Origin of the sequence: Blautia sp. JLR.GB0024, assembly GCF_037000545.1 — a bacterium.
GTDB lineage: Bacteria > Bacillota > Clostridia > Lachnospirales > Lachnospiraceae > Blautia > Blautia celeris.
The window spans coordinates 162,876-181,071 of sequence record NZ_JBANBF010000007.1 but is presented as its reverse complement, the minus strand read 5'-3'; the positions used below and the strand labels follow the sequence as shown (position 1 = coordinate 181,071).

General features: G+C 44.6%; 18 protein-coding genes. 8 read left to right on the top strand and 10 right to left on the bottom strand.

Annotated features, from left to right (window positions below; genetic code table 11):
- The first annotated feature begins 6 nt into the window (after positions 1-6).
- Both pdxR and V8Q34_RS16980 read left to right on the top strand, forming a co-directional pair.
- The gene (gene pdxR, locus V8Q34_RS16985; RefSeq protein ID WP_335835950.1) at positions 7-1,518 is read left to right on the top strand and encodes a MocR-like pyridoxine biosynthesis transcription factor PdxR; all 1,512 of its coding nucleotides are present in this window, start codon (positions 7-9) and stop codon (positions 1,516-1,518) included.
- Between the two features lie 22 nt (positions 1,519-1,540).
- Positions 1,541-2,728 carry an aminotransferase-like domain-containing protein gene (locus V8Q34_RS16980; protein ID WP_244806676.1) on the top strand — a complete coding sequence of 396 codons (1,188 nt, stop codon included), beginning with the start codon at positions 1,541-1,543 and terminating at the stop codon, positions 2,726-2,728.
- A gap of 90 nt (positions 2,729-2,818) precedes the next feature.
- On the opposite strand, the gene V8Q34_RS16975 is transcribed toward V8Q34_RS16980, so the two are convergent.
- On the bottom strand, positions 2,819-3,289 hold the full coding sequence (locus tag V8Q34_RS16975) for a hypothetical protein (RefSeq protein WP_227244693.1): 471 nt from the start codon (positions 3,287-3,289) through the stop codon (positions 2,819-2,821).
- A 270-nt stretch (positions 3,290-3,559) separates the two neighbouring features.
- On the opposite strand from V8Q34_RS16975, the gene V8Q34_RS16970 reads away from it, so the two are divergent.
- On the top strand, positions 3,560-3,934 hold the full coding sequence (locus tag V8Q34_RS16970; RefSeq protein ID WP_148392697.1) for a hypothetical protein: 375 nt from the start codon (positions 3,560-3,562) through the stop codon (positions 3,932-3,934).
- A gap of 97 nt (positions 3,935-4,031) precedes the next feature.
- On the opposite strand, the gene V8Q34_RS16965 is transcribed toward V8Q34_RS16970, so the two are convergent.
- The 4 genes from V8Q34_RS16965 to V8Q34_RS16950 form a co-directional block, all read right to left on the bottom strand.
- A complete protein-coding gene (locus V8Q34_RS16965) occupies positions 4,032-5,378 on the bottom strand; it encodes an MATE family efflux transporter (RefSeq protein ID WP_033139491.1) in 1,347 nt (448 codons plus the stop codon).
- Between the two features lie 136 nt (positions 5,379-5,514).
- Entirely contained in the window at positions 5,515-6,543 is a 1,029-nt protein-coding gene (locus V8Q34_RS16960) for a hypothetical protein (RefSeq protein WP_335835949.1), read from the bottom strand.
- 503 nt (positions 6,544-7,046) lie between these two features.
- Positions 7,047-9,419 (bottom strand): trans-4-hydroxy-L-proline dehydratase, encoded by a 2,373-nt coding sequence (gene hypD, locus V8Q34_RS16955; RefSeq protein WP_335835948.1) that lies wholly within the window; start codon positions 9,417-9,419, stop codon positions 7,047-7,049.
- A gap of 5 nt (positions 9,420-9,424) precedes the next feature.
- Complete coding sequence (locus V8Q34_RS16950) at positions 9,425-10,336, bottom strand: glycyl-radical enzyme activating protein (protein ID WP_335835947.1); 912 nt, start codon at positions 10,334-10,336, stop codon at positions 9,425-9,427.
- Positions 10,337-10,532: 196 nt separating this feature from the next.
- On the opposite strand from V8Q34_RS16950, the gene V8Q34_RS16945 reads away from it, so the two are divergent.
- Both V8Q34_RS16945 and V8Q34_RS16940 read left to right on the top strand, forming a co-directional pair.
- The gene (locus V8Q34_RS16945; protein ID WP_244806679.1) at positions 10,533-11,078 is read left to right on the top strand and encodes a PadR family transcriptional regulator; all 546 of its coding nucleotides are present in this window, start codon (positions 10,533-10,535) and stop codon (positions 11,076-11,078) included.
- 4 nt (positions 11,079-11,082) lie between these two features.
- A complete protein-coding gene (locus V8Q34_RS16940; protein WP_054351318.1) occupies positions 11,083-11,472 on the top strand; it encodes a hypothetical protein in 390 nt (129 codons plus the stop codon).
- Between the two features lie 114 nt (positions 11,473-11,586).
- Here V8Q34_RS16940 and V8Q34_RS16935 read toward each other — a convergent pair whose 3' ends face one another.
- Positions 11,587-12,927, bottom strand: coding sequence for an MATE family efflux transporter (locus V8Q34_RS16935; protein WP_335835946.1), 1,341 nt, complete (start codon positions 12,925-12,927; stop codon positions 11,587-11,589).
- A gap of 356 nt (positions 12,928-13,283) precedes the next feature.
- Positions 13,284-14,198 (bottom strand): AraC family transcriptional regulator, encoded by a 915-nt coding sequence (locus tag V8Q34_RS16930; RefSeq protein WP_335835945.1) that lies wholly within the window; start codon positions 14,196-14,198, stop codon positions 13,284-13,286.
- A gap of 378 nt (positions 14,199-14,576) precedes the next feature.
- Between V8Q34_RS16930 and V8Q34_RS16925 the strand changes: the two genes are divergently transcribed.
- From V8Q34_RS16925 to V8Q34_RS16915, 3 genes are all read left to right on the top strand, one after another.
- Complete coding sequence (locus V8Q34_RS16925) at positions 14,577-15,497, top strand: SufB/SufD family protein (RefSeq protein WP_335835944.1); 921 nt, start codon at positions 14,577-14,579, stop codon at positions 15,495-15,497.
- A gap of 132 nt (positions 15,498-15,629) precedes the next feature.
- Positions 15,630-16,019, top strand: a complete 390-nt coding sequence (locus V8Q34_RS16920) for a hypothetical protein (RefSeq protein ID WP_033139484.1) — start codon at positions 15,630-15,632, stop codon at positions 16,017-16,019.
- Between the two features lie 12 nt (positions 16,020-16,031).
- On the top strand, positions 16,032-16,262 hold the full coding sequence (locus tag V8Q34_RS16915) for a helix-turn-helix transcriptional regulator (protein WP_335835943.1): 231 nt from the start codon (positions 16,032-16,034) through the stop codon (positions 16,260-16,262).
- Here V8Q34_RS16915 and V8Q34_RS16910 read toward each other — a convergent pair.
- Genes V8Q34_RS16910 through V8Q34_RS16900 form a run of 3 tightly spaced genes read right to left on the bottom strand, consistent with a single transcriptional unit; the run spans position 16,259 to position 18,187 of the window.
- Positions 16,259-16,717: a cupin domain-containing protein gene (locus tag V8Q34_RS16910; protein ID WP_335835942.1), complete on the bottom strand. Its 459-nt coding sequence runs from the start codon at positions 16,715-16,717 to the stop codon at positions 16,259-16,261. The genes V8Q34_RS16915 and V8Q34_RS16910 overlap by 4 nt on opposite strands.
- A 58-nt stretch (positions 16,718-16,775) precedes the next feature.
- On the bottom strand, positions 16,776-17,867 hold the full coding sequence (gene eutH / locus V8Q34_RS16905; RefSeq protein WP_033139481.1) for an ethanolamine utilization protein EutH: 1,092 nt from the start codon (positions 17,865-17,867) through the stop codon (positions 16,776-16,778).
- 47 nt (positions 17,868-17,914) lie between these two features.
- Positions 17,915-18,187: a EutN/CcmL family microcompartment protein gene (locus V8Q34_RS16900; RefSeq protein ID WP_033139480.1), complete on the bottom strand. Its 273-nt coding sequence runs from the start codon at positions 18,185-18,187 to the stop codon at positions 17,915-17,917.
- Between the last annotated feature and the right edge of the window lie 9 nt (positions 18,188-18,196).

Sequence of the window (18,196 nt, the reverse complement as noted above, 5' to 3'; positions counted from 1 at the left end):
GAACCCATGCAAATTCAAATAGACAAATCAAAAAAGACACCTTTATACAGACAGATCACAGAACAAATTCAGGCCCAGATCATTTCCGGTGAGATCCCGGATGGCTTTCAGTTCCCATCGGAACGTCAGTTAGCGGATACACTGGGCGTGAACCGGACAACTGTACTGAACGCGTATAAAGAATTAAAAGCGGATGGTCTGCTGGCCTCCCATGTGGGAAGGGGCACCACAGCCGTCAGAGGAACTGACCAAAAAATCCGCAAAACGGATTCCCGCAGAGAACCCATGTGGGAGTATTTGTTCAGCGACTATCTAAAAAACCGCGACACCTTTGATGTCAACAAATATCTGGAAATGGCGAATCAAAAGGATGTCATATCCTTTGCCGCCGGTATTGCCTCTTTTGAAAATCCGCCTGTCCGGGCTTTCAAAGGAATTGAACATGAGCTGTTATCCAACCCGAAGGGAATGCTGGTCTCTCCTGTGACAGGTTTTTCATCCCTGCGCAAGGTCATGGCCTCATACATGCAGAAGCGCTCCTGTTTCTGCCATCCCTCCGAGATCATGCTCGTTTCCGGTGCCCAGGAAGGTATCGACCTTGCGGCACGTGCCTTTCTGAATCCCGGCGATATTGTGCTGATTGAAGAACCGTCCTTTTTCCCGGCGATTCAGAGCTTCCGTTCCATGGGTGCCAGGCTTATGGCAGTCCCCATGGAGCATGACGGAATGGATGTAAGGATTCTGGAACAGCTCTTAATGCGCTACCATCCGAAATTGATCTACACCATGCCCACTTATCATAACCCCTGCGGCGTGACCATGAGCACTGCCAAGAGAGTCCGGCTGCTGGAGCTGGCTGCCAAATATTCTGTGCCCGTTCTGGAGGATGACCCCTACAGTGAACTGAGTTTTGAAGGCCAGACCACAGCCCCCTTAAAATCCATGGACACCAACGGAAATGTGATTTATCTCAGTTCTTTTTCCAAAACCATCTATCCCGGGCTGCGTCTGGGCTGGATCTGTGCAGACAGGAAATTGATCCACCATTTTTCCGGTATCCGTCAGCTTATAGATTTACATTCCTGCTGCATTTCACAACAGATCGTGGAGCGTTTTATTGTCAATGGGGAGATGGCAAAGTATGTGGAATTCATACGAAAGGAATATAGGGATAGAAGGGATATGATGGTGGAGGCCCTGAACCGATATGCTCCCCGCGGGCTTTCCTGGAATATACCAAACGGCGGATACTATCTGTGGTGCAGACTTCCGGATGGCCTGTCAGCCGACCAGCTGGCTTCACAGGCTGCCAAAAACGGTGTTGCCATTCTGCCCGGCATGCCTGCATACCTGACCAAACAGAAAGGGGAAAGCTATATCCGGTTAAACTATACCTTTCCTCCCAGGGACAGGATCGTCCGCGGCGTAAAAATTTTATGTGATGTGATGAGGGAACTGATCACAGCCCACGCAGAGAGTGATCCCTTAACAGAAAACGAAATAAACCCAATATTATAATTATTTTTAAAGGAGTATTTCCATGGAATATAAATACGCAAGAAGAATGTCATATGTAACCGCTTCCGAGATCAGGGAGCTTTTAAAACTCACAGAACAGCCGGAAGTCATTTCATTTGCAGGAGGCCTGCCGGCTCCTGAACTGTTTCCCATTGAGGAGATCAAAGCTGCCAACAATTATGTGCTGGACCACAACGGAGAACACGCTCTGCAGTATGCGACCACAGAAGGATATCAGCCCCTCCGGGAGTGGATCGCCGCACGTATGAACGCACAGCTTGGCACTTCCTTCTGCCATGAAAACATACTGATCACGCACGGTTCCCAGCAGGCCCTGGATCTTTCGGGAAAGGTATTTTTGGATGAAGGAGATGTGGTACTGTGCGAAAGTCCTACATATCTTGCCGCCATCAGTGCGTTCAAGGCATATGGATGCAGCTTTGCGGAGGTTCCCACAGATGACAGCGGAATGATCATATCTGAACTGGAAAAAGCTTTGAAGGAAAACCCCACCGCAAAGCTGATCTATGTGGTCCCTGATTTCCAAAATCCCACAGGAAGGACCTGGAGTCTCAAGCGCAGACAGCAGCTTGCTGAAATCTCCGCAAAATACAATGTGGCAGTTGTAGAGGATAATCCCTATGGTGAGCTGAGATATGAAGGTGAATTCCTGCCCTCCATCAAATCCTTTGACCGAACAGGCAATGTCCTGTGCACCGGTACCTTTTCAAAAATCTTCTGCCCCGGTTATCGAATTGGATGGATTGCAGGAGAAAAAGAGGTCATCCGCAAATATGTCCTGGTAAAACAGGGTGTGGATTTACAGTGCAACACCATAGCCCAGATGGTCATCTCTGCCTATCTGGAAAAATATGATATTGACGCTCATATTGATAAAATACGTGAAGTATACCGGAAACGGCGCGACACAGCCATAGAAGCCATACACCGCGCTTTTCCCTCAGATATTAAATTCACCAGGCCCGAGGGCGGACTGTTTCTCTGGATTGAGCTGAATGAAAAAACAGACACTGTAAAGCTGCTCGAAAAATGTCTTGAACACAACGTGGCCTTTGTCCCCGGAAACTCCTTTTTCCCCAACACGAAAAAGCGCAATACCCTTCGGATAAACTTTTCTAATATGCCGGAGGACAAAATATCTGATGGAATTATGCGTATGGGCAAAGCTCTAAAAGAATTCACTGAATAGAAAAAGAGTTCAGACTTGTAAAATGCATCCGATATCGGTTATGATCCACCGATATCGGATTTTTATAATCGGATTTTTATGCGGCACCGTTTATTCTCTGCCAACTAAGACAGCCGTTTTCCCCGCTTCTGTCAGTATAACCGTACCTCGTTCCACTATGGGACGCGTATCCGGGATTCCCTTATATTTAGAGTAAAATGTCCGGAAAATATCTCCCTGTTCCAGAAAGTGATATATGTATAACCGGTTCCGCTCTGAAAAATCAGCTTTTAAAAGCCCCAGTTGAAACAAATAATTCAGATTATCCCCTGACTCCTTTATCTCCTCCTCCGTCTCCATTCCGCTGGACATATAAAAAACATTTTTATATTCCTGCACATGTATATGGCTTGTCTCATACAAGACTACAAGGCGAAATACCGGCAGCCATTTCGTTTCCTGAAGCTGGGTAAGTAAAAAAGCCTGCTGTCTTGAAAGGAAGGCTTCCCTGCAGATGTAATTGCAATTCCAGTAAGCGAAGTCATCAGATTTATAGCGGCAAATAAAATCATCGTTTTTCATTATATCATTCCTGTATTCTGCCATATTCCAATTACACCCCATTTCTGAATAAGCCATGCATTTTCATTCATTTTCTTGTATTAATTATAACATTATATTTTCCGATGTCCATAAAATTATTGCAGAAATCATATTTTTTCTCACAAAAACATTGTTTTTGTGTATTTTAATAAATATTCAATTTTACTGTCTTTCTTTAGGAAAACTTTAGATTTATATGATGCGGTTTTTTAAGAAATCAGGATATGCTTTCATAATGGGGGTGAGGATATGAAAAAAATTATAATCGTTTTTTTCACACTGTTATGTACTTTTGCTTTGACATCCTGTACTGGCTCGGCTTATGAAGGCAGCAGACTCGGAAATGAGAATCATCTCATTATGGAATACCGCATATTCAATACTACGGATTCACAGCCGCTGAAACTTGAAAAAGGGGATGTCATTGACGCCGAAATCGTGTGTGATTCCGGCAGGCTTTCTGTCAAAATACAAAAAGATGATGAAACACCCATATATGAAAAAGAAAAGATTGATCTCTCCACTACGTTTCAGGTTCCTATTGAAGAAAGCGGAACTTATAACATAACGATAACGGGAGAAAAGGCTAAGGGAAGTGTATGTTTTAAACGGGTCAAAGGATAACTTGGACAGGCACACCATTGATGGATAAATTGGTGTGCCTGTTTTTGTTCTGTGTCTGATTTACGCAATTGTATAACTAACCCCAGGATTTCCATCCTCAGTTCAGAAGTTTTTTACGTTCTCTGTGCCGCATATAAATAATCCCCGTAATATCTGCTAAAAACCATCCGATGGGTATCGCCCACCAGATTCCCACAACACCGACTGCTTCTATCGGTGCCAGTATATAAGCCAGAATCACTCTGGTACCCAGGGAAATGATGGTTAAAACCAGGGACATCTCAGGAATATTTATTCCCCTGTAATAACCGTACAATAAAAACAAAATGCCGATGCCTATGTAGAATGCGCCCTCAATCCGCAGATATCCCGCACCGATCTGTATGATTTCCGTATCAGAGGGGGATACAAAAAACAACATAAGATTTTTTGCAAGCAAAAATACCAATACAGAAATCACCCCGCAAAACAGTGCTGAAACAACAAATGCCTGTCTTGTTCCTTTCCGGATCCTGTTTTCTTTTCCGGCACCGTGATTTTGGGAAATAAACAGGGAAAAGGCATTGCCGAATTCCTGTGCAGGCATATAGGCAAAAGAATCAATCTTGACTGCGGCTGTAAAGGCAGCCATAACGGCAACGCCAAAGCTGTTTACCAGCCCCTGAATCATGAGGATACCCAGATTCATTACAGACTGCTGTATAGATGCTGCAAATGAAAATCTTGTTATTTCCTGCATAGATTCCCTGGTCAGGAATATCCGGTTCTTTCCAAACAGCCGGAGCCTGAATACGGGTTCCTTGATCCACACATAGATGGATATACCAACCCCGGATATAGCCTGGGATATGACAGTGGCCTGCGCAGCACCGCCGATACCCCAGCCAAAAGTTACAACAAAAATAATATCAAGCACAACATTCAGAACGGATGTTGTTCCCAAAAAGACCAGCGGTATCACAGAATTTCCGATAGACCTCAAAAGATAGGCATAATAATTATATAAGAACACAAAAAATATTCCGGCAAATATTATTTTTACATACTCATGTGACATCTCTAATATTTCTGCCGGTATCTGCAGTATCCGTAAAATCTGATTTATAAATACAAACACCAGAACATTTATGACTACCGTAACTCCGCCTATCAGCAGAAAAGATCCCTGCACACATACTTCCATCTTTTCTTTATCCTGTTTTCCGAAATAAAAGGAAACCAGAGAACCGCTGCCCATACATAATCCGATCAGGATAGAAGTCAGAAATGTCATAAGTGTATAGGCCGCCCCCACAGATGCCATGGCATCGGCTCCTACAAATCTGCCCACGATCAGCGTATCCGCTATATTGTAAAATTGCTGCAGGAGATTTCCTATAATCATGGGGCCTGCAAATATGAGCATGGTTTTAATAATATTTCCTGTTGTCAGATCCTTCTTCATTGTTACATCATATTCCTTTTCTCATTTATTCTTAACTTTTATATCATAACGCAGGAAGGAATATTTGTATACTTTATCTTGCATTTTAATGTCCTGATTCAGCAAATTCTCGTAACGATTCAGCTTTTCTGAACGGTTATAAATTCTCATTTTCCAGTCCATACTCTTTATATAACTTTTCTCTGTATTCTGTATCAAAAGAAGCCCTCTGTAAATCATCTATTCTGTTATCATGAAAAAGAAGCTGTATTAGCCTTGTTAATTTTTCTTCTCCAAAATTTCTGCCTCTTCGTTCCCCTTCAATGATTCCTTCCCGTACTCCTTCCATACGCATCTGCTGAAACGCTGTACACATATTTATCCCTCCTTCTTCTGTTCGTATGACCTCTGCATTTTCTTTGATCAATGGAATATCCAAAAAATTCCCGACCAGCCTGCCCCTTTTCCACTCTAAGTTTTTGTAATGCTCCTGGTTTTTCTTAAGGAATTCTTCCATGGCATCTTTATCTTTTGCCACCCGCAACAGCTCGAAGACTTCCTGCAGACCGGTTCTAAAGTTCCCGGGATTGACATTTCCGCTGTACACCAGATTCAGCGGATAATTTGGAATGTAATGTTTCCAGGGTTCCAATACCTTGGGAAATTCCAGCATATCATGAAGGCACATAGGGCCGTCCCACAACTGATCTTCTCCGTAGAATAATCCCAGTGTTATTATGGGGCGCAGCTTGTCTTCCTTTTTTAATCCTGACAGAAATTCCGCGCCGGGTGACAAATCCCTGCTGCTTCTGTGCTTTTTCTCCAGGTTTTGTATTTGTTTCGTGTAATCAACCGCATCGTAGAGCATATGTCTGACCGGCATTCCATAATGAACCTTTCGCTGCCCTTCAACAGCAAGCTCAATACCGAGAATGCTCTCTTCCAGTCCGCTTCCTTTTTGTACATCGCGCAGCTTTTTGATCACTGCCGGCTGTCCGTCTTTCCCCGGTACTTTCATTTGTTTTTTCTCATTCATTTCTTCCAGATATTCAGGTTTGATCACCTGCTCTCCCTGAAAGACTGCACCGTTAAACAAATCCGCAAATACTTCATTATCTGACAGACAGTTGTAAACATCTTCATCCTTTGCATTTAATACTGATGCAGCTAACCTTTGTTTTTCCATCCGGCCTCCTTCAGGAAAGCAGACAGTTTTTGTGCTGATATGACACAGCGAAAATCATGCAGTTTTTTTCTTTTATTATACAATATATAACATTGCATTTCAATTCTGTTTTTCCTATCTGCCTTCCATATGTTTCACACTGAACTTTTGGCTGAAACGCCATTGATAAATAGAAACTTGTATTTAGAAATGTATATGTAACTGTTCAGTTAAGTCGGCCCATTTGCTTCGCTGACCGAGCATAAGAGTACCAGCAACAGGTATTCACTGAATCGTTACATGTAAACAACAAATGCAGACTTATTATATTCTTATTTTCCGGCGGATGCAATGACTTTATAAAAGTTTTATGTTTTTTGAATCTGTCCTCTGCCGTCCCTATACCACTGTATTTCCAGGTGTTTTCAGGCTGAAGGTGTGGAAATATCTGGGCAGACAAAAAGTCCGCCCCGGAAGGTTCCTGCAGAAAATGTACCGTTCCTGCCCTTCCGGGGCGTTCAAAATCATCCAAAGGACTGCTCTGTTCTATCGATGATCTCATCTTGCAGCGCTTTGCTTAAATTGCGGAAATGGTCGCTGTATCCAGCCACACGCACGATCAAATCCTTGTATTCCTCGGGACGTGCCTGCGCGTCTAAAAGTGTCTGGCGGTCAATCACATTAAACTGAATGTGGTGCCCGTCCAGGTTAAAATATGTCCGGACCAGATTTGCCATCTGTATCAGTCCGTTTTCACCGGATACCACCTGAGGCGTAAACTTCTGGTTCAGCAGAGTTCCCCCTGTATTCAGATGATCCATCTTGGAGCAGGATTTCACTACCGCTGTAGGGCCGTGCACATCTGCCCCTTTCTCCGGGGATATCCCTTCGGATACAGGCTTATGGGCCAGACGTCCGTTGGGGCTTGCCATCATCACTTCCCCGAAATAGACATGACAGGTGGTTGGCAGCATATTGATGCGGTACTTTCCGCCTTTCATATTCGGCCGTCCGGTCACGCTCTCATAGTAGAATGAAAATACATCCTTCATAATATCATCTGCATAGTCATCGTCATTGCCGTATTTCGGCGTCTTATTGCTGACAAGATTCCAGATTCGCCCATGTCCCTCAAAATTGTCATTCAGCGCCTGCATCAGCTCAGACATGGTAAATTTCTGTTTGTCAAAAACATTGTATTTTATGGCAGCAAGACTGTCTGTAATGGTTCCGATTCCCACGCCCTGCAGATAGTTGGTGTTATATCTGGCTCCCCCGGCATTGTAGTCCTTTCCCTTGGCAATACAGTCATTGGTGATCACGGAGAGAAACGGTACCGGCATATAGCGGGCATAAATCCCCTCAATGACATGATTGCCGCGCATTTTGATATCCAGGAAATACAAAATCTGCTTTTTATAGGCTTCAAAAAGCTCCTCATAAGATTTAAAATCCTCCGCTTTTCCAAGCGCCAGGCCAAGCGGTTCCCCGGCGGCCGGGTCATATCCGTTGTGAAGGGTGATCTCAAGGATTTTGGGCAGATTAAAATAACCGGTCAGAATATATGCCTCGTTTCCAAAAGCGCCCGTCTCCACACATCCACTGGTGCCGCCTTTTCTTGCATCTGCAATGGATTTCCCTGCGTTTAAAAGCTCCTGAATTATACTCTCTGTGTTGTAAAAAGCAGGCTGTCCCCATCCCTTTCTGGATATCTCGCAGGCTTTTATGAGAAACTCCTGAGGAGTCTTTTTACTGATCTGCACATTTGAGCTGGGCTGCAGAAGTTTCATTTCATCCATACACTCCAGGATCAGATAGCTCACCTCATTGACACCGTCATGTCCCTCCGGTGTCACTCCGCCGGTATTGATGTTGGCAAAGTCTGTGTATGTGCCGCTTTCCTTCAGTGTAATCCCCACCTTTGGAGGTGCCGGCTGATTGTTGAATTTTACCCACAGACACTCCAGCAGTTCTTTTGCCTGCTCCCGGTTAAGAATCCCTTCCTTGACATCGTGTCTGTAAAAAGATATCAGATGCTGATCCAGTCTTCCGGGGCTGTAGGCATCCCACGGGTTTAACTCACTTGTCACAGCCAGATGCACAAACCAATACATCTGAAGTGCCTGCCAGTATGTCTCCGGCTTATGTGCCGGCACAACCTTGCAGTTTTCGGCAATCTGCAGAAGTTCCTCTCTGCGTACCGGATTTTCTTCTTTTTGGGCAAGCTTAAGGGCATAGTCATGATACCGTTTTCCCAGAAGGATCACCGCATCACAAGCAATATCCATGGCACGAAGCTCATTCTCTTTATCCAGCGCCTCCGGGTCCCGGCTGTAGTCCAGATGTCCAAGCGCTTCCCGTATCTTCTCCTTATAGTCCAGAATCCCCCGCTTATAAATGTTTTCGGAACCCACGGTATGCCCCGGACCTCTCTGTTCCATAAATTCAGTAAAAATACCACATCTATAGGCTTTCTTCCACTCCGGAGTCATTTTTTCCAGTATCCGGTGCCGGATGGAACGTCTCTCCCAGAAAGGGATCATTTCCTTTTCCTGAAACCCATAGTCCTCTTCACGTACCTTAAAGCTGATCAGCTCCCTGTCATTCATCACATGGAGATCCTGTACTGTATGGCAACATAATTCCGGAAAGGTCGGTGCTGCCTGCGGCCCGTTTCCCTTCTCTCCCACCAACAGCTCGCCTTCCCCTATGTACAGCGTCTTCTCGGCAAAATAGTGTTTTAAAACCAGTGCCCGTAATTCCGGTACAGATACAGTGCCCTCATATCTGCGGTATACTTCGGTTTCTATTTTTGCCCGCTCCATATCTATATGCGCTTCTGTCTCCAGGCTTTCCCTGCGAAGCCTGCGGATTCTCTCGTTCATTCCCCGTTCCATCTGTATCAACCTCCTATCCTGGCCTGAAATCCCCGTTTCAGACACATATCCAACAGCTCCTGCATGCGGTCCTTAGAAGGAGTCGTAAAATCTCTGCCCCTGTATTCCTGTCCCAGCCTTGAATATTTTCCACTCCCTGTGTTGTGATAGGGAAGCAGGTGAATCCATTTTTGCCCTATGGAATGGGCATCAAGAAAGTCCAGTGTCTCTTTCATGTTCCTGTCCGTATCATTGACACCGCCCACAACCGGAATCCGTATCCAGACAGCGGCTCCGCTTTTTGACAGTTTTACGAGATTATCCAGGATCCTCTCATTTCCCGCTCCTGTCATTTTCTCGTGCAGACCGGAGTCCATGAGCTTTATATCGTATAAAAAAGTATCCGTATAAGGAATCACACTCTCTATATTTTCCCATGGGACATAACCGCAGGTATCCACATTCACACGTATTCCCCGCTCTGTCAGACCGCGCATGAGCTGTTCCAGAAATTCCTTATCCCGGGCCAGTACCTCTCCTCCCGAGAGGGTGACCCCGCCATGGGACTGCTCGTAAAAAGGCTGGTCTTTTAATGCCTCCCTAACCAGCTCCTCGACCGTATATTCTCTGCCTGCAAATTCCCTGGCATTTTGCAGACAGTATTCTTCACACGTATGGCATACACTGCACTTTTCTGGATCCGTCACCGGTCTTGGCCCCTCCATGGAAACAGCGCCGCCGGGACAGGCCGCGGCACACTCCCCGCATCCTGTACATTTTTCCTGATTCCACATAAACTGCTGACGGTACTCCTGTGTCTCCGGGTTGTGACACCAGACACAGGAAAGCGGACATCCCTTAAAAAATATGGTAGTTCGTATTCCTTCCCCATCATGAATAGAATACTTCTGTATGTCCGTCACCAATTGCGCTTTCATCTAAACTGTACCTCTCTTTATGTACTATAGCCTGAAAAACAGTCTATAAAAAGCATTATATTACCTCAGTGCACTAAAGTCAACGGATGTGCTTTCACATTTCACATAGAAACATTACCACCGAGAAACAGTGCTTTACAACCTCTATATATAGCGTTATAATATATCTAATAGATATATATGAGAGGAGACTATTATGCTGGAATCCATTGCACTCGGCATGCTGCTGGAAAAGGACCTGACAGGCTATGATATAAAAAAGTTCATAGAAAACGGAATCGGTGTCTTCTATAAGGCAAGTTTCGGAAGCCTGTACCCCGCATTAAAAAGATTAACGGAAAAGGGATATCTGACAACCAGGGATAAACCGCAGGGCAGCAGAAAGAAAATTTTTTACCACATAACAGAGGAGGGACGGAAACAATTTTTCCACTGGCTCTCCTCCCCCATGGATATTTTTGAAGGCACCAATACCCATTTGGCAAAGGTTTACTTCTTCGACCATCTGGAGGCTGAAATTCGCAGTCAGCAGCTACTGGAATATGAGATCAATAACAGAAATTATCTGAAAAAGCTCAGGGAGCTGGAAAAAGGATTTACGGAACTGGATAACAAAGAATGCTTTTATTATAAACTCTCCACTCTTTATTACGGAATCTGCATTACGGAGGAAACCATCCGCTGGTGTCGTCATATCCGTATGCAGAAACCGCTGACAGATCTGTTGGAAAGGGAAAGGTAATACTATGATAACAAAATCCCCAAGCGGGGCGCTGAGCCCTTACTACTATAAAGGCGGCAGCTTTCATGGTATTCATTATGGAAGTTATTTTGATGATTCCGAAGGTCTGCTGTCCATGATAGGCAGAGAAGAGGCATTTATATTAAAATCCCCTCAAAAGCGCCGCATATTAATTGATTTATATGAGACTGACTTGACAAAGGAACTGACAGAAACGCTTGCAGAACATATTGAAAAAATAAGGCCCCGAATTGTTAAGCTGGCAATTACCACGGAGAAAAGAAGTCTGAGGAAACTACAGAAAGCCTTGCATAAAAAGGCTGCGTTAAATAGCGGACAGCTTTATTTCTGTACCGATATGGAGGAGGCCAAGACCTGGTTGGTACATGACTGACCAGTCTAAGTGTACATCGAATCGTGACATACAGCCTGTCAAAAGCAATTCTTATTTTCATGCAGGTCTTGCTATGACAGGCAGGACACAATATCCAATACTTCTTTTCCATTTTTAAACTATGCCTTTATCTTTCCATTTTCCTCCTATAAACCGGCATATTCCAAATAATGCCGTGCAGCTCCAAGTAAATGCCGTTGTCCACCAAATCCCCCATTGACCTATAAATGAGATGTTCGTCAATAAGAAAACAAATACTAAACGGCAGACAATTTCAACGATTCCATTTACCATTGAATAAGCAGAATCTCCTGCACCATTTAAGAGATAGCGCAGTATCTGTCCCATGCCGAGTGCCAAAAAAAATGTACTGGTAATGTGAATCCCTTTCACAGCATTATCAATAATACACGTATCTGATACAAAAATATTCATGACTATTCTCCCAAAGCCCCGGAATACCAAAACAAGAATAAGAGAATATACCAAACAGATTTTCAAAGCAGCAACCAATCCCTGTCTGATCCTTTCTGTATTTCCTGCCCCGATATTCTGCCCTGTATAAGTTGCTATTGCTGTGCCCAATGCAGTAAATGGCTGCTGGATTAAACTTTCTATCTGGCTTGTCGCCCTAAAAGCCCCTATCATACTCGTTCCATATCCATTTATTACCCACTGCAAAATCGTTGTTGATAAGTAAATAAACGAGTACTGGAATCCCATTGGTATGCATATCCTAAAGATTTGCTTTGCCATAGCTTTATCAAACTTTGCCTTCTTTAATGCCGTTTCAAAACAAGAATATTTTCTTATGGCATAAATAAAACATAAAATCCCTGCTATTCCTTGCGCCAACAATGAGGCGATTGCTGTCCCCTCAACACCCGTATGAAATATCAAGATAAATACCAAATCAAATGCAATATTCAATATACTGCAAACCACAAAAAAAATAATTGGTGTTTTCGCATCACCTAACGAACGTAATACGTTAAACGGTATGTAATATAAGATTACAACCACCAGACCGCCTAGTGATATTGACATATAATTGATGGAATCTTCCAACAAAGAAGCAGGCGTATTCAGCAATAAAAGAATCGGTTTTGTGACCAGCAATGCTAAAATGGAAATCATCAAGGTACTAAGTATTGTTATCATTGTGCCATTTCTGATTGCCAAAGCCGTCCCCTCTTCATCCTTTGCCCCATAAAATTGCGAAACAACAATTCCTGAACCAATCGCAATTCCAAGACAGAGAGATGTAAACACCATAGATACAGAACCCGTTGCACCTACGGATGAAAATGCGTCTGCACCTATCAGATGCCCTACAATTATCCTGTCCGCAATAATAAATGACTGTTGAAATATTGTTCCAAACATAAGTGGAATGGCAAAACATAAAAGTAATTTTAAAGGACTTCCTTTTGTCATATTTGTTTGTGTACTCAATTCTATGACTCCTTTCGTAGGGTCAAACACGGTATTAAGTAATCACCTTGCCTTTCGTATCTGCCGTCCATTTTCTCAAATTGTGAATCAGAGAATAAAAACAATTGCGGACAGCCAACGTTTTTTTATCTTCTGAATTATACTATGGCAATAAAAGAGCCGCTAAATCCTGTAATGTAGCTGCTATATATGTAATGTCTTTGATTCCGTATTTTTGAATCACATATGCAAACACCTCCCATTTTTGGGCGGTGTTTGCAATCTTAATTCTTTTTTGTCCTCATGTTCCATCTAAATCAAATAATAATATTTCATAATTTGTTTTATCAATCTATTTCTGCCTTCACAGGTACAGGTTATTCTATCGCTGCCGGAATCACCCAAACCTCCATATAATAGATTCCATCCATATTTTTGAAATATTTCTCAGCGGAAAACGGCTGGGTCACCAGCTTATGGTTCGGAAGCCAGGTGCCGAAGAGGTATTTTCCCGCCTGATACAGTGCTTTTGTCACAAGCTCTTCAAAGCTTTCCGCTTCAATGCCGCAGACAACGTATTCTCCCGGCGGCAGTACCTCTTTTACCATTCCTTCCGGTATCTCCTTTTGGCTTGCCAGCCCTCCTGCAAAATAGGTAAACTCTCCCCTCTGCGGATCAGGCCTGTAGGACATTCCCAATTCCACATCCGGATTCAGATACTCCGCAAACCTCTCTTTTTCCTTGTGGTATTGCTTCCAAAGCTGTCCCGGTATATCTACTCCTGTACTCTCGCCTGCCGGGATCTGGTCTTCTATCTTCACTTTTGTCTCAAACCCCAAATATGTCTCCGGTTCATTGAGTGTTTTTCTGTTGATCTCCAGAACAATATTTCCTGCAAGCAGCGGAACTCCTTCGTCGATCATGGTATAACTCATGGATATCTCAGGTTTTAGAAAAGTATTCAAAAGCGGACGCCTATCTCTGTATTCCTCCGGCGTCAGTCCGTAGGTGGATTTGAATGCTCTGGTGAAATTGGCATGGCTGGAAAACCCGTAATCCAGGGCAATGTCCAGTATCCTCTGTTGGTCTTTTTCCAGTTCTGCGATCACCAGGGACAGGCGGCGCAGTTTTACATATTCCTGGACCGTTCTGTTTACCAGACGCTTAAAAAGTCTCTGAAAATAAAAGGGAGACAGCCCTGCTATCTCGGACAGGCGTTCTGCACTGATGTCCTCCTTAATATGCGCTTCTATATAGTCTACTGTATTTTGTATGGCTTCCCATGCGTGCATTTTTGTGCACCTCCTTTATTTGATATGGGTATTTTACCAAATAAATTCCCTGCCGGCTTTTCACCCAGTGCTCATTTCTTCTGGTATTCCTCGTGTTATACATAAATCTATATACAGCATATCCCATTGACTATTTATTGCAAGGCCTGTTTTCATCTTCTTTCATTTTTTCGCTGTTAACAGTTATTCCGGTCATAATGGTAACTTCCCGGCTGTTGTTCCAAACCGTACCTAAAAACATAAACAGCCTGACAAAGTTCCTTTATTCACAAGAGTATAAAATGCTGTGGAGCATTCATATGTTAGAGTTAAGACCGTCCCGGACGGCAGCGGAAAACAAAACTGCTGACCGCCGGAGAAAAAAAGGTAAGATTCTTTATGAATAAAATCTCAAAAAAACTCCTGCAGATTATCGCTGATTTTACCGATGAATTCCGCGGTGCGTTCAATATCCGTGAAAACGGGGAATGTGCGGGCCGCCGTTCCACTCCGAATATACGCATTGAGACAAAAGAAGGTGCTCCCGGTCTCGTAATACATATAAGCTCCGAAGCACAGAAAGAGACGGTTTATATCCCTGCCTGCGTAACCCACGGAGGGGTTGATGATCTTGTCTACAATGATTTTTATGTAGGCGCAGGGGCTGATGTCACCATCATAGCCGGATGCGGCGTCCACACAGGCAGCGGGGAAACGGCGCGGCATAACGGAATCCACAGTTTCTTTCTGGAAAAGGGCGCACACGTTCTCTACAAAGAGAGGCATATGGGCACAGGACCGGAAAACGGCAAAAAACACATAGACTCTGTTACGGATGCTGTCCTGTTGGAAGACTCCTTTCTGGAAATTGACACCAAACAGATCGGAGGTGTGGACAGCACGCTGAGAAAGACAACAGCCCGGCTGGCCGCAAGGGCCAGACTGACCGTTCATGAAAGGATCCTGACAGAAAAGGAAGAGACTGCCAAAACATATTTTACAGTCTCCATGGATGGAGAAGATTCCGCTGTTGACCTCATCTCACGCTCTGTGGCAAAAGGCGCCTCACGCCAGGAATACCACTCCCGCATCATGGGAAACTGCCGCTGCAGCGGACATTCCGAATGTGACGCGATCCTGGCTGACCGGGGCACGGTAAATGCTGCCCCGGAGTTGTTCGCAGGCTGTATGGACGCTGCACTGATTCACGAAGCAGCCATCGGCAAAATCGCCGGGGAACAGATCATAAAGCTTCGTACCCTGGGCCTTACAGAGGCGGAGGCAGAGGAAAAGATCATAGAGGGATTCTTACGTGCATGACAGCGCCCTCACGGCTGCTGCAATATTTTTGCTATTTTATCGAATTCTTTTCAGACTATTGACAAAACAGAAATATGTGATATATTTGTATCAGTTACAAATATATCACATACAAACAGGGAGGTGCAGAATATGCTGAGTGTACGAAAAGAGGAACTGCTGACCAACGGGCTGGTGGGACTTGCAGGTATTTTATTTTCTGTGCTCAATTTTTTTGCCGATAAAGATTCACTGGCATGTATTTCATTTGCTGTTATCGTATTCCTATATGCCGGCGCATATTATTACCGGCGTAAAGTAAAAAATGAGCCATGGGACGAGTTAACGGTTGAAAATTACGCGAAGGCCAGACGGCTCACATTGCTATTTGTGGAATTGACTTTGCTGATCTGGACGGTCCTCTGCATCATCGGGCATCTGCGGGTGACGATCAGTGCCAGCCATATTCTCTTTTATTACGGATCGATCAAACTGGTACAGACGGGAGCATTTCTGTATTTTGACTCTCACATCACAGAGTAGAAAGACTGACTTATGAAAAAGAAACTGACAACAACCATCCGGGAATACCGCATGCAAAACAATATGAGCCAGCAGGAACTGGCTGACCTCACAGGTGTACGGCGTGAGACCATTATCCGGCTGGAAAAAGGCGCGTATAATCCATCCCTTCAGTTAGCCATGGACATCTCCCATGTCTTTCACACTACTGTGGAAGAACTATTCACCTTCACAGCCGAACAAGAGGATAAGGAAAAGCATTAATTTGCCCAGTCTGCCGGATATGTCACATAGATAAAACGGGCGCTTTTGGGGACAGAAAACTGTATTTTGGAACCTTTCGGAATCAGAATGATCTCCCCAGGGCCTGCGGTCACCTGCATTTTATCCTTTATGATAGTGAGCGAGCCTTCTATGACATAATCAATCTCATCATAGTCCAGAGTCCAGTCAAATGTGGTCTTCTCCATTTCCATGATTCCGCATCCAAGCCGCGGACTCTCTGACAGGGTAAACAGATCATGTGTGTATACCCTGTCATTCCTGTTTCCGGTATCCAGCCGGTCTGTCTCTGTCACATGGATCTTCGGAACTTCCATCTTGATGACGCCTGCAGTCTCCTGTCTGTGTACGTCATTTTTCGGACAGCCGGAAGTTCCTATTTTCTCTGTCAGTATCTGTGTAATGATCTGTTCAATAGCTTCTCTGCTGATTTCCATTTCTTCACCTGTCTTTCCGTAACAGTTCAGACAAGCTGAACTATTACGTTTTTCCTTCTTATGCTTCTTTTGAAATCTTTTTATTCCGTACCAGAATCAACGCGGCAAATACTGCCGTGATTCCGCCCACCAGTTTTCCCACGATCATGGGGAAGATCATATCCTGGTTAAATCCTGCCGTAAATCCCAGATGGTCTCCGAATACAAAGGCTGCTGACACTGCAAAAGCCACATTCAGCACTTTTCCTCTGTCATCCATATCCTTCATCATACCGAACATGGGGATACTGTTTGCAAGACTGGCTACCAGTCCTGCCGCTGCCACCTCATTCATGCCTAAAACTTTTCCCAGTCCCATAAGGGGCTTTTTAAATACCTTTGTGATCACATATACCAGCGGAAATGCGCCGGCCAGGACAATGGCAATATCCGCTACCACCTCGAATCCCTCGCCAATGGGATTCATGCCCGGAATCAGGACAATACCGGTAAGCTGTTCTATGATACCCACGCCGAGTCCGAGGGTGATCACTGCCACTACAAACTTTCCAAAATACGTGAATCCCTTTACCATAGCACTCTCAAATTTCCACAGGCCAAGGGCAATGAGCACTGCAAAAATAATGATGGGAATCAGATTTTTGAGTACCATAGTGAACGAATACCCTGCTGCCAGACCGCCTGCCAGAGAACCGATGGGTATGGTGATGACACCGGCAAGAACACCTGTTGCCAGATATTTCCGGTCCTCCTCCCTGATGATCCCGAGAGCTACCGGAATGGTGAATACAATGGTCGGCCCCAACATGGCTCCCACAATAAGTCCACCGAAATTGCCAGCATCCTCATTTAATGCCAGTGCCTGTGCCAGGGGCGCGCCGCCCATATCGTTCGCCAGAATAGAACCTGCAAACATGGCCGGGTCAGCCCCCAAAAGACCGAACACAGGCACAATGACAGGCTTTAAAAGATTGGCGATCACCGGAGCCAGGGCAATGATTCCCACCATGGAGATTGACAGCGCTCCGATTGCCATGATTCCCTCTTCAAACTTTTCTCCCAGTCCAAAACGGCTGCCGAATATTCTGTCCAGCGCACCTAGGGCCGCAAATATTACCATAATGTAAATAATTATCTCATTGATGCTCAACCGTCATCCCTCCTCATGTATATCCAGTCCGCGGTACATGTGCGGACCTACTTAATCGCTACATCCAGAGTATCTATGATCCCCACAATAGCTGCATCCACCGGTGTTTTTCCATTTCCCACAACCATCCTTGCGGAATTTCCCCGGCAGACCAGGACCATATCCCCAACCCCGGCTCCGATGACATCCGCGGCGACCAGCAGGGATTCCTTTTCCTGTCTGTACCGTTTCATCACATCAATTACCAGGAGCTTCTGTCCGCTGATAGCCTCGTCTTTTTTCGTGGCCCAAACACTTCCGATTACTGTTCCGATTTCCATTCCTATACC

Bases quoted from the DNA above. Each gene is read 5' to 3' on its own strand.
- pdxR (WP_335835950.1), top strand. From the start codon at position 7: ATGCAAATTCAAATAGACAAATCAAAAAAGACACCTTTATACAGACAG.
- V8Q34_RS16980 (WP_244806676.1), top strand. From the start codon at position 1,541: ATGGAATATAAATACGCAAGAAGAATGTCATATGTAACCGCTTCCGAG.
- V8Q34_RS16975 (WP_227244693.1), bottom strand. From the start codon at position 3,289: ATGAAAAACGATGATTTTATTTGCCGCTATAAATCTGATGACTTCGCT.
- V8Q34_RS16970 (WP_148392697.1), top strand. From the start codon at position 3,560: ATGAAAAAAATTATAATCGTTTTTTTCACACTGTTATGTACTTTTGCT.
- V8Q34_RS16965 (WP_033139491.1), bottom strand. From the start codon at position 5,378: ATGAAGAAGGATCTGACAACAGGAAATATTATTAAAACCATGCTCATA.
- V8Q34_RS16960 (WP_335835949.1), bottom strand. From the start codon at position 6,543: ATGGAAAAACAAAGGTTAGCTGCATCAGTATTAAATGCAAAGGATGAA.
- hypD (WP_335835948.1), bottom strand. From the start codon at position 9,419: ATGGAACGGGGAATGAACGAGAGAATCCGCAGGCTTCGCAGGGAAAGC.
- V8Q34_RS16950 (WP_335835947.1), bottom strand. From the start codon at position 10,336: ATGAAAGCGCAATTGGTGACGGACATACAGAAGTATTCTATTCATGAT.
- V8Q34_RS16945 (WP_244806679.1), top strand. From the start codon at position 10,533: ATGCTGGAATCCATTGCACTCGGCATGCTGCTGGAAAAGGACCTGACA.
- V8Q34_RS16940 (WP_054351318.1), top strand. From the start codon at position 11,083: ATGATAACAAAATCCCCAAGCGGGGCGCTGAGCCCTTACTACTATAAA.
- V8Q34_RS16930 (WP_335835945.1), bottom strand. From the start codon at position 14,198: ATGCACGCATGGGAAGCCATACAAAATACAGTAGACTATATAGAAGCG.
- V8Q34_RS16925 (WP_335835944.1), top strand. From the start codon at position 14,577: ATGAATAAAATCTCAAAAAAACTCCTGCAGATTATCGCTGATTTTACC.
- V8Q34_RS16920 (WP_033139484.1), top strand. From the start codon at position 15,630: ATGCTGAGTGTACGAAAAGAGGAACTGCTGACCAACGGGCTGGTGGGA.
- V8Q34_RS16915 (WP_335835943.1), top strand. From the start codon at position 16,032: ATGAAAAAGAAACTGACAACAACCATCCGGGAATACCGCATGCAAAAC.
- V8Q34_RS16910 (WP_335835942.1), bottom strand. From the start codon at position 16,717: ATGGAAATCAGCAGAGAAGCTATTGAACAGATCATTACACAGATACTG.
- V8Q34_RS16900 (WP_033139480.1), bottom strand. From the start codon at position 18,187: ATGGAAATCGGAACAGTAATCGGAAGTGTTTGGGCCACGAAAAAAGAC.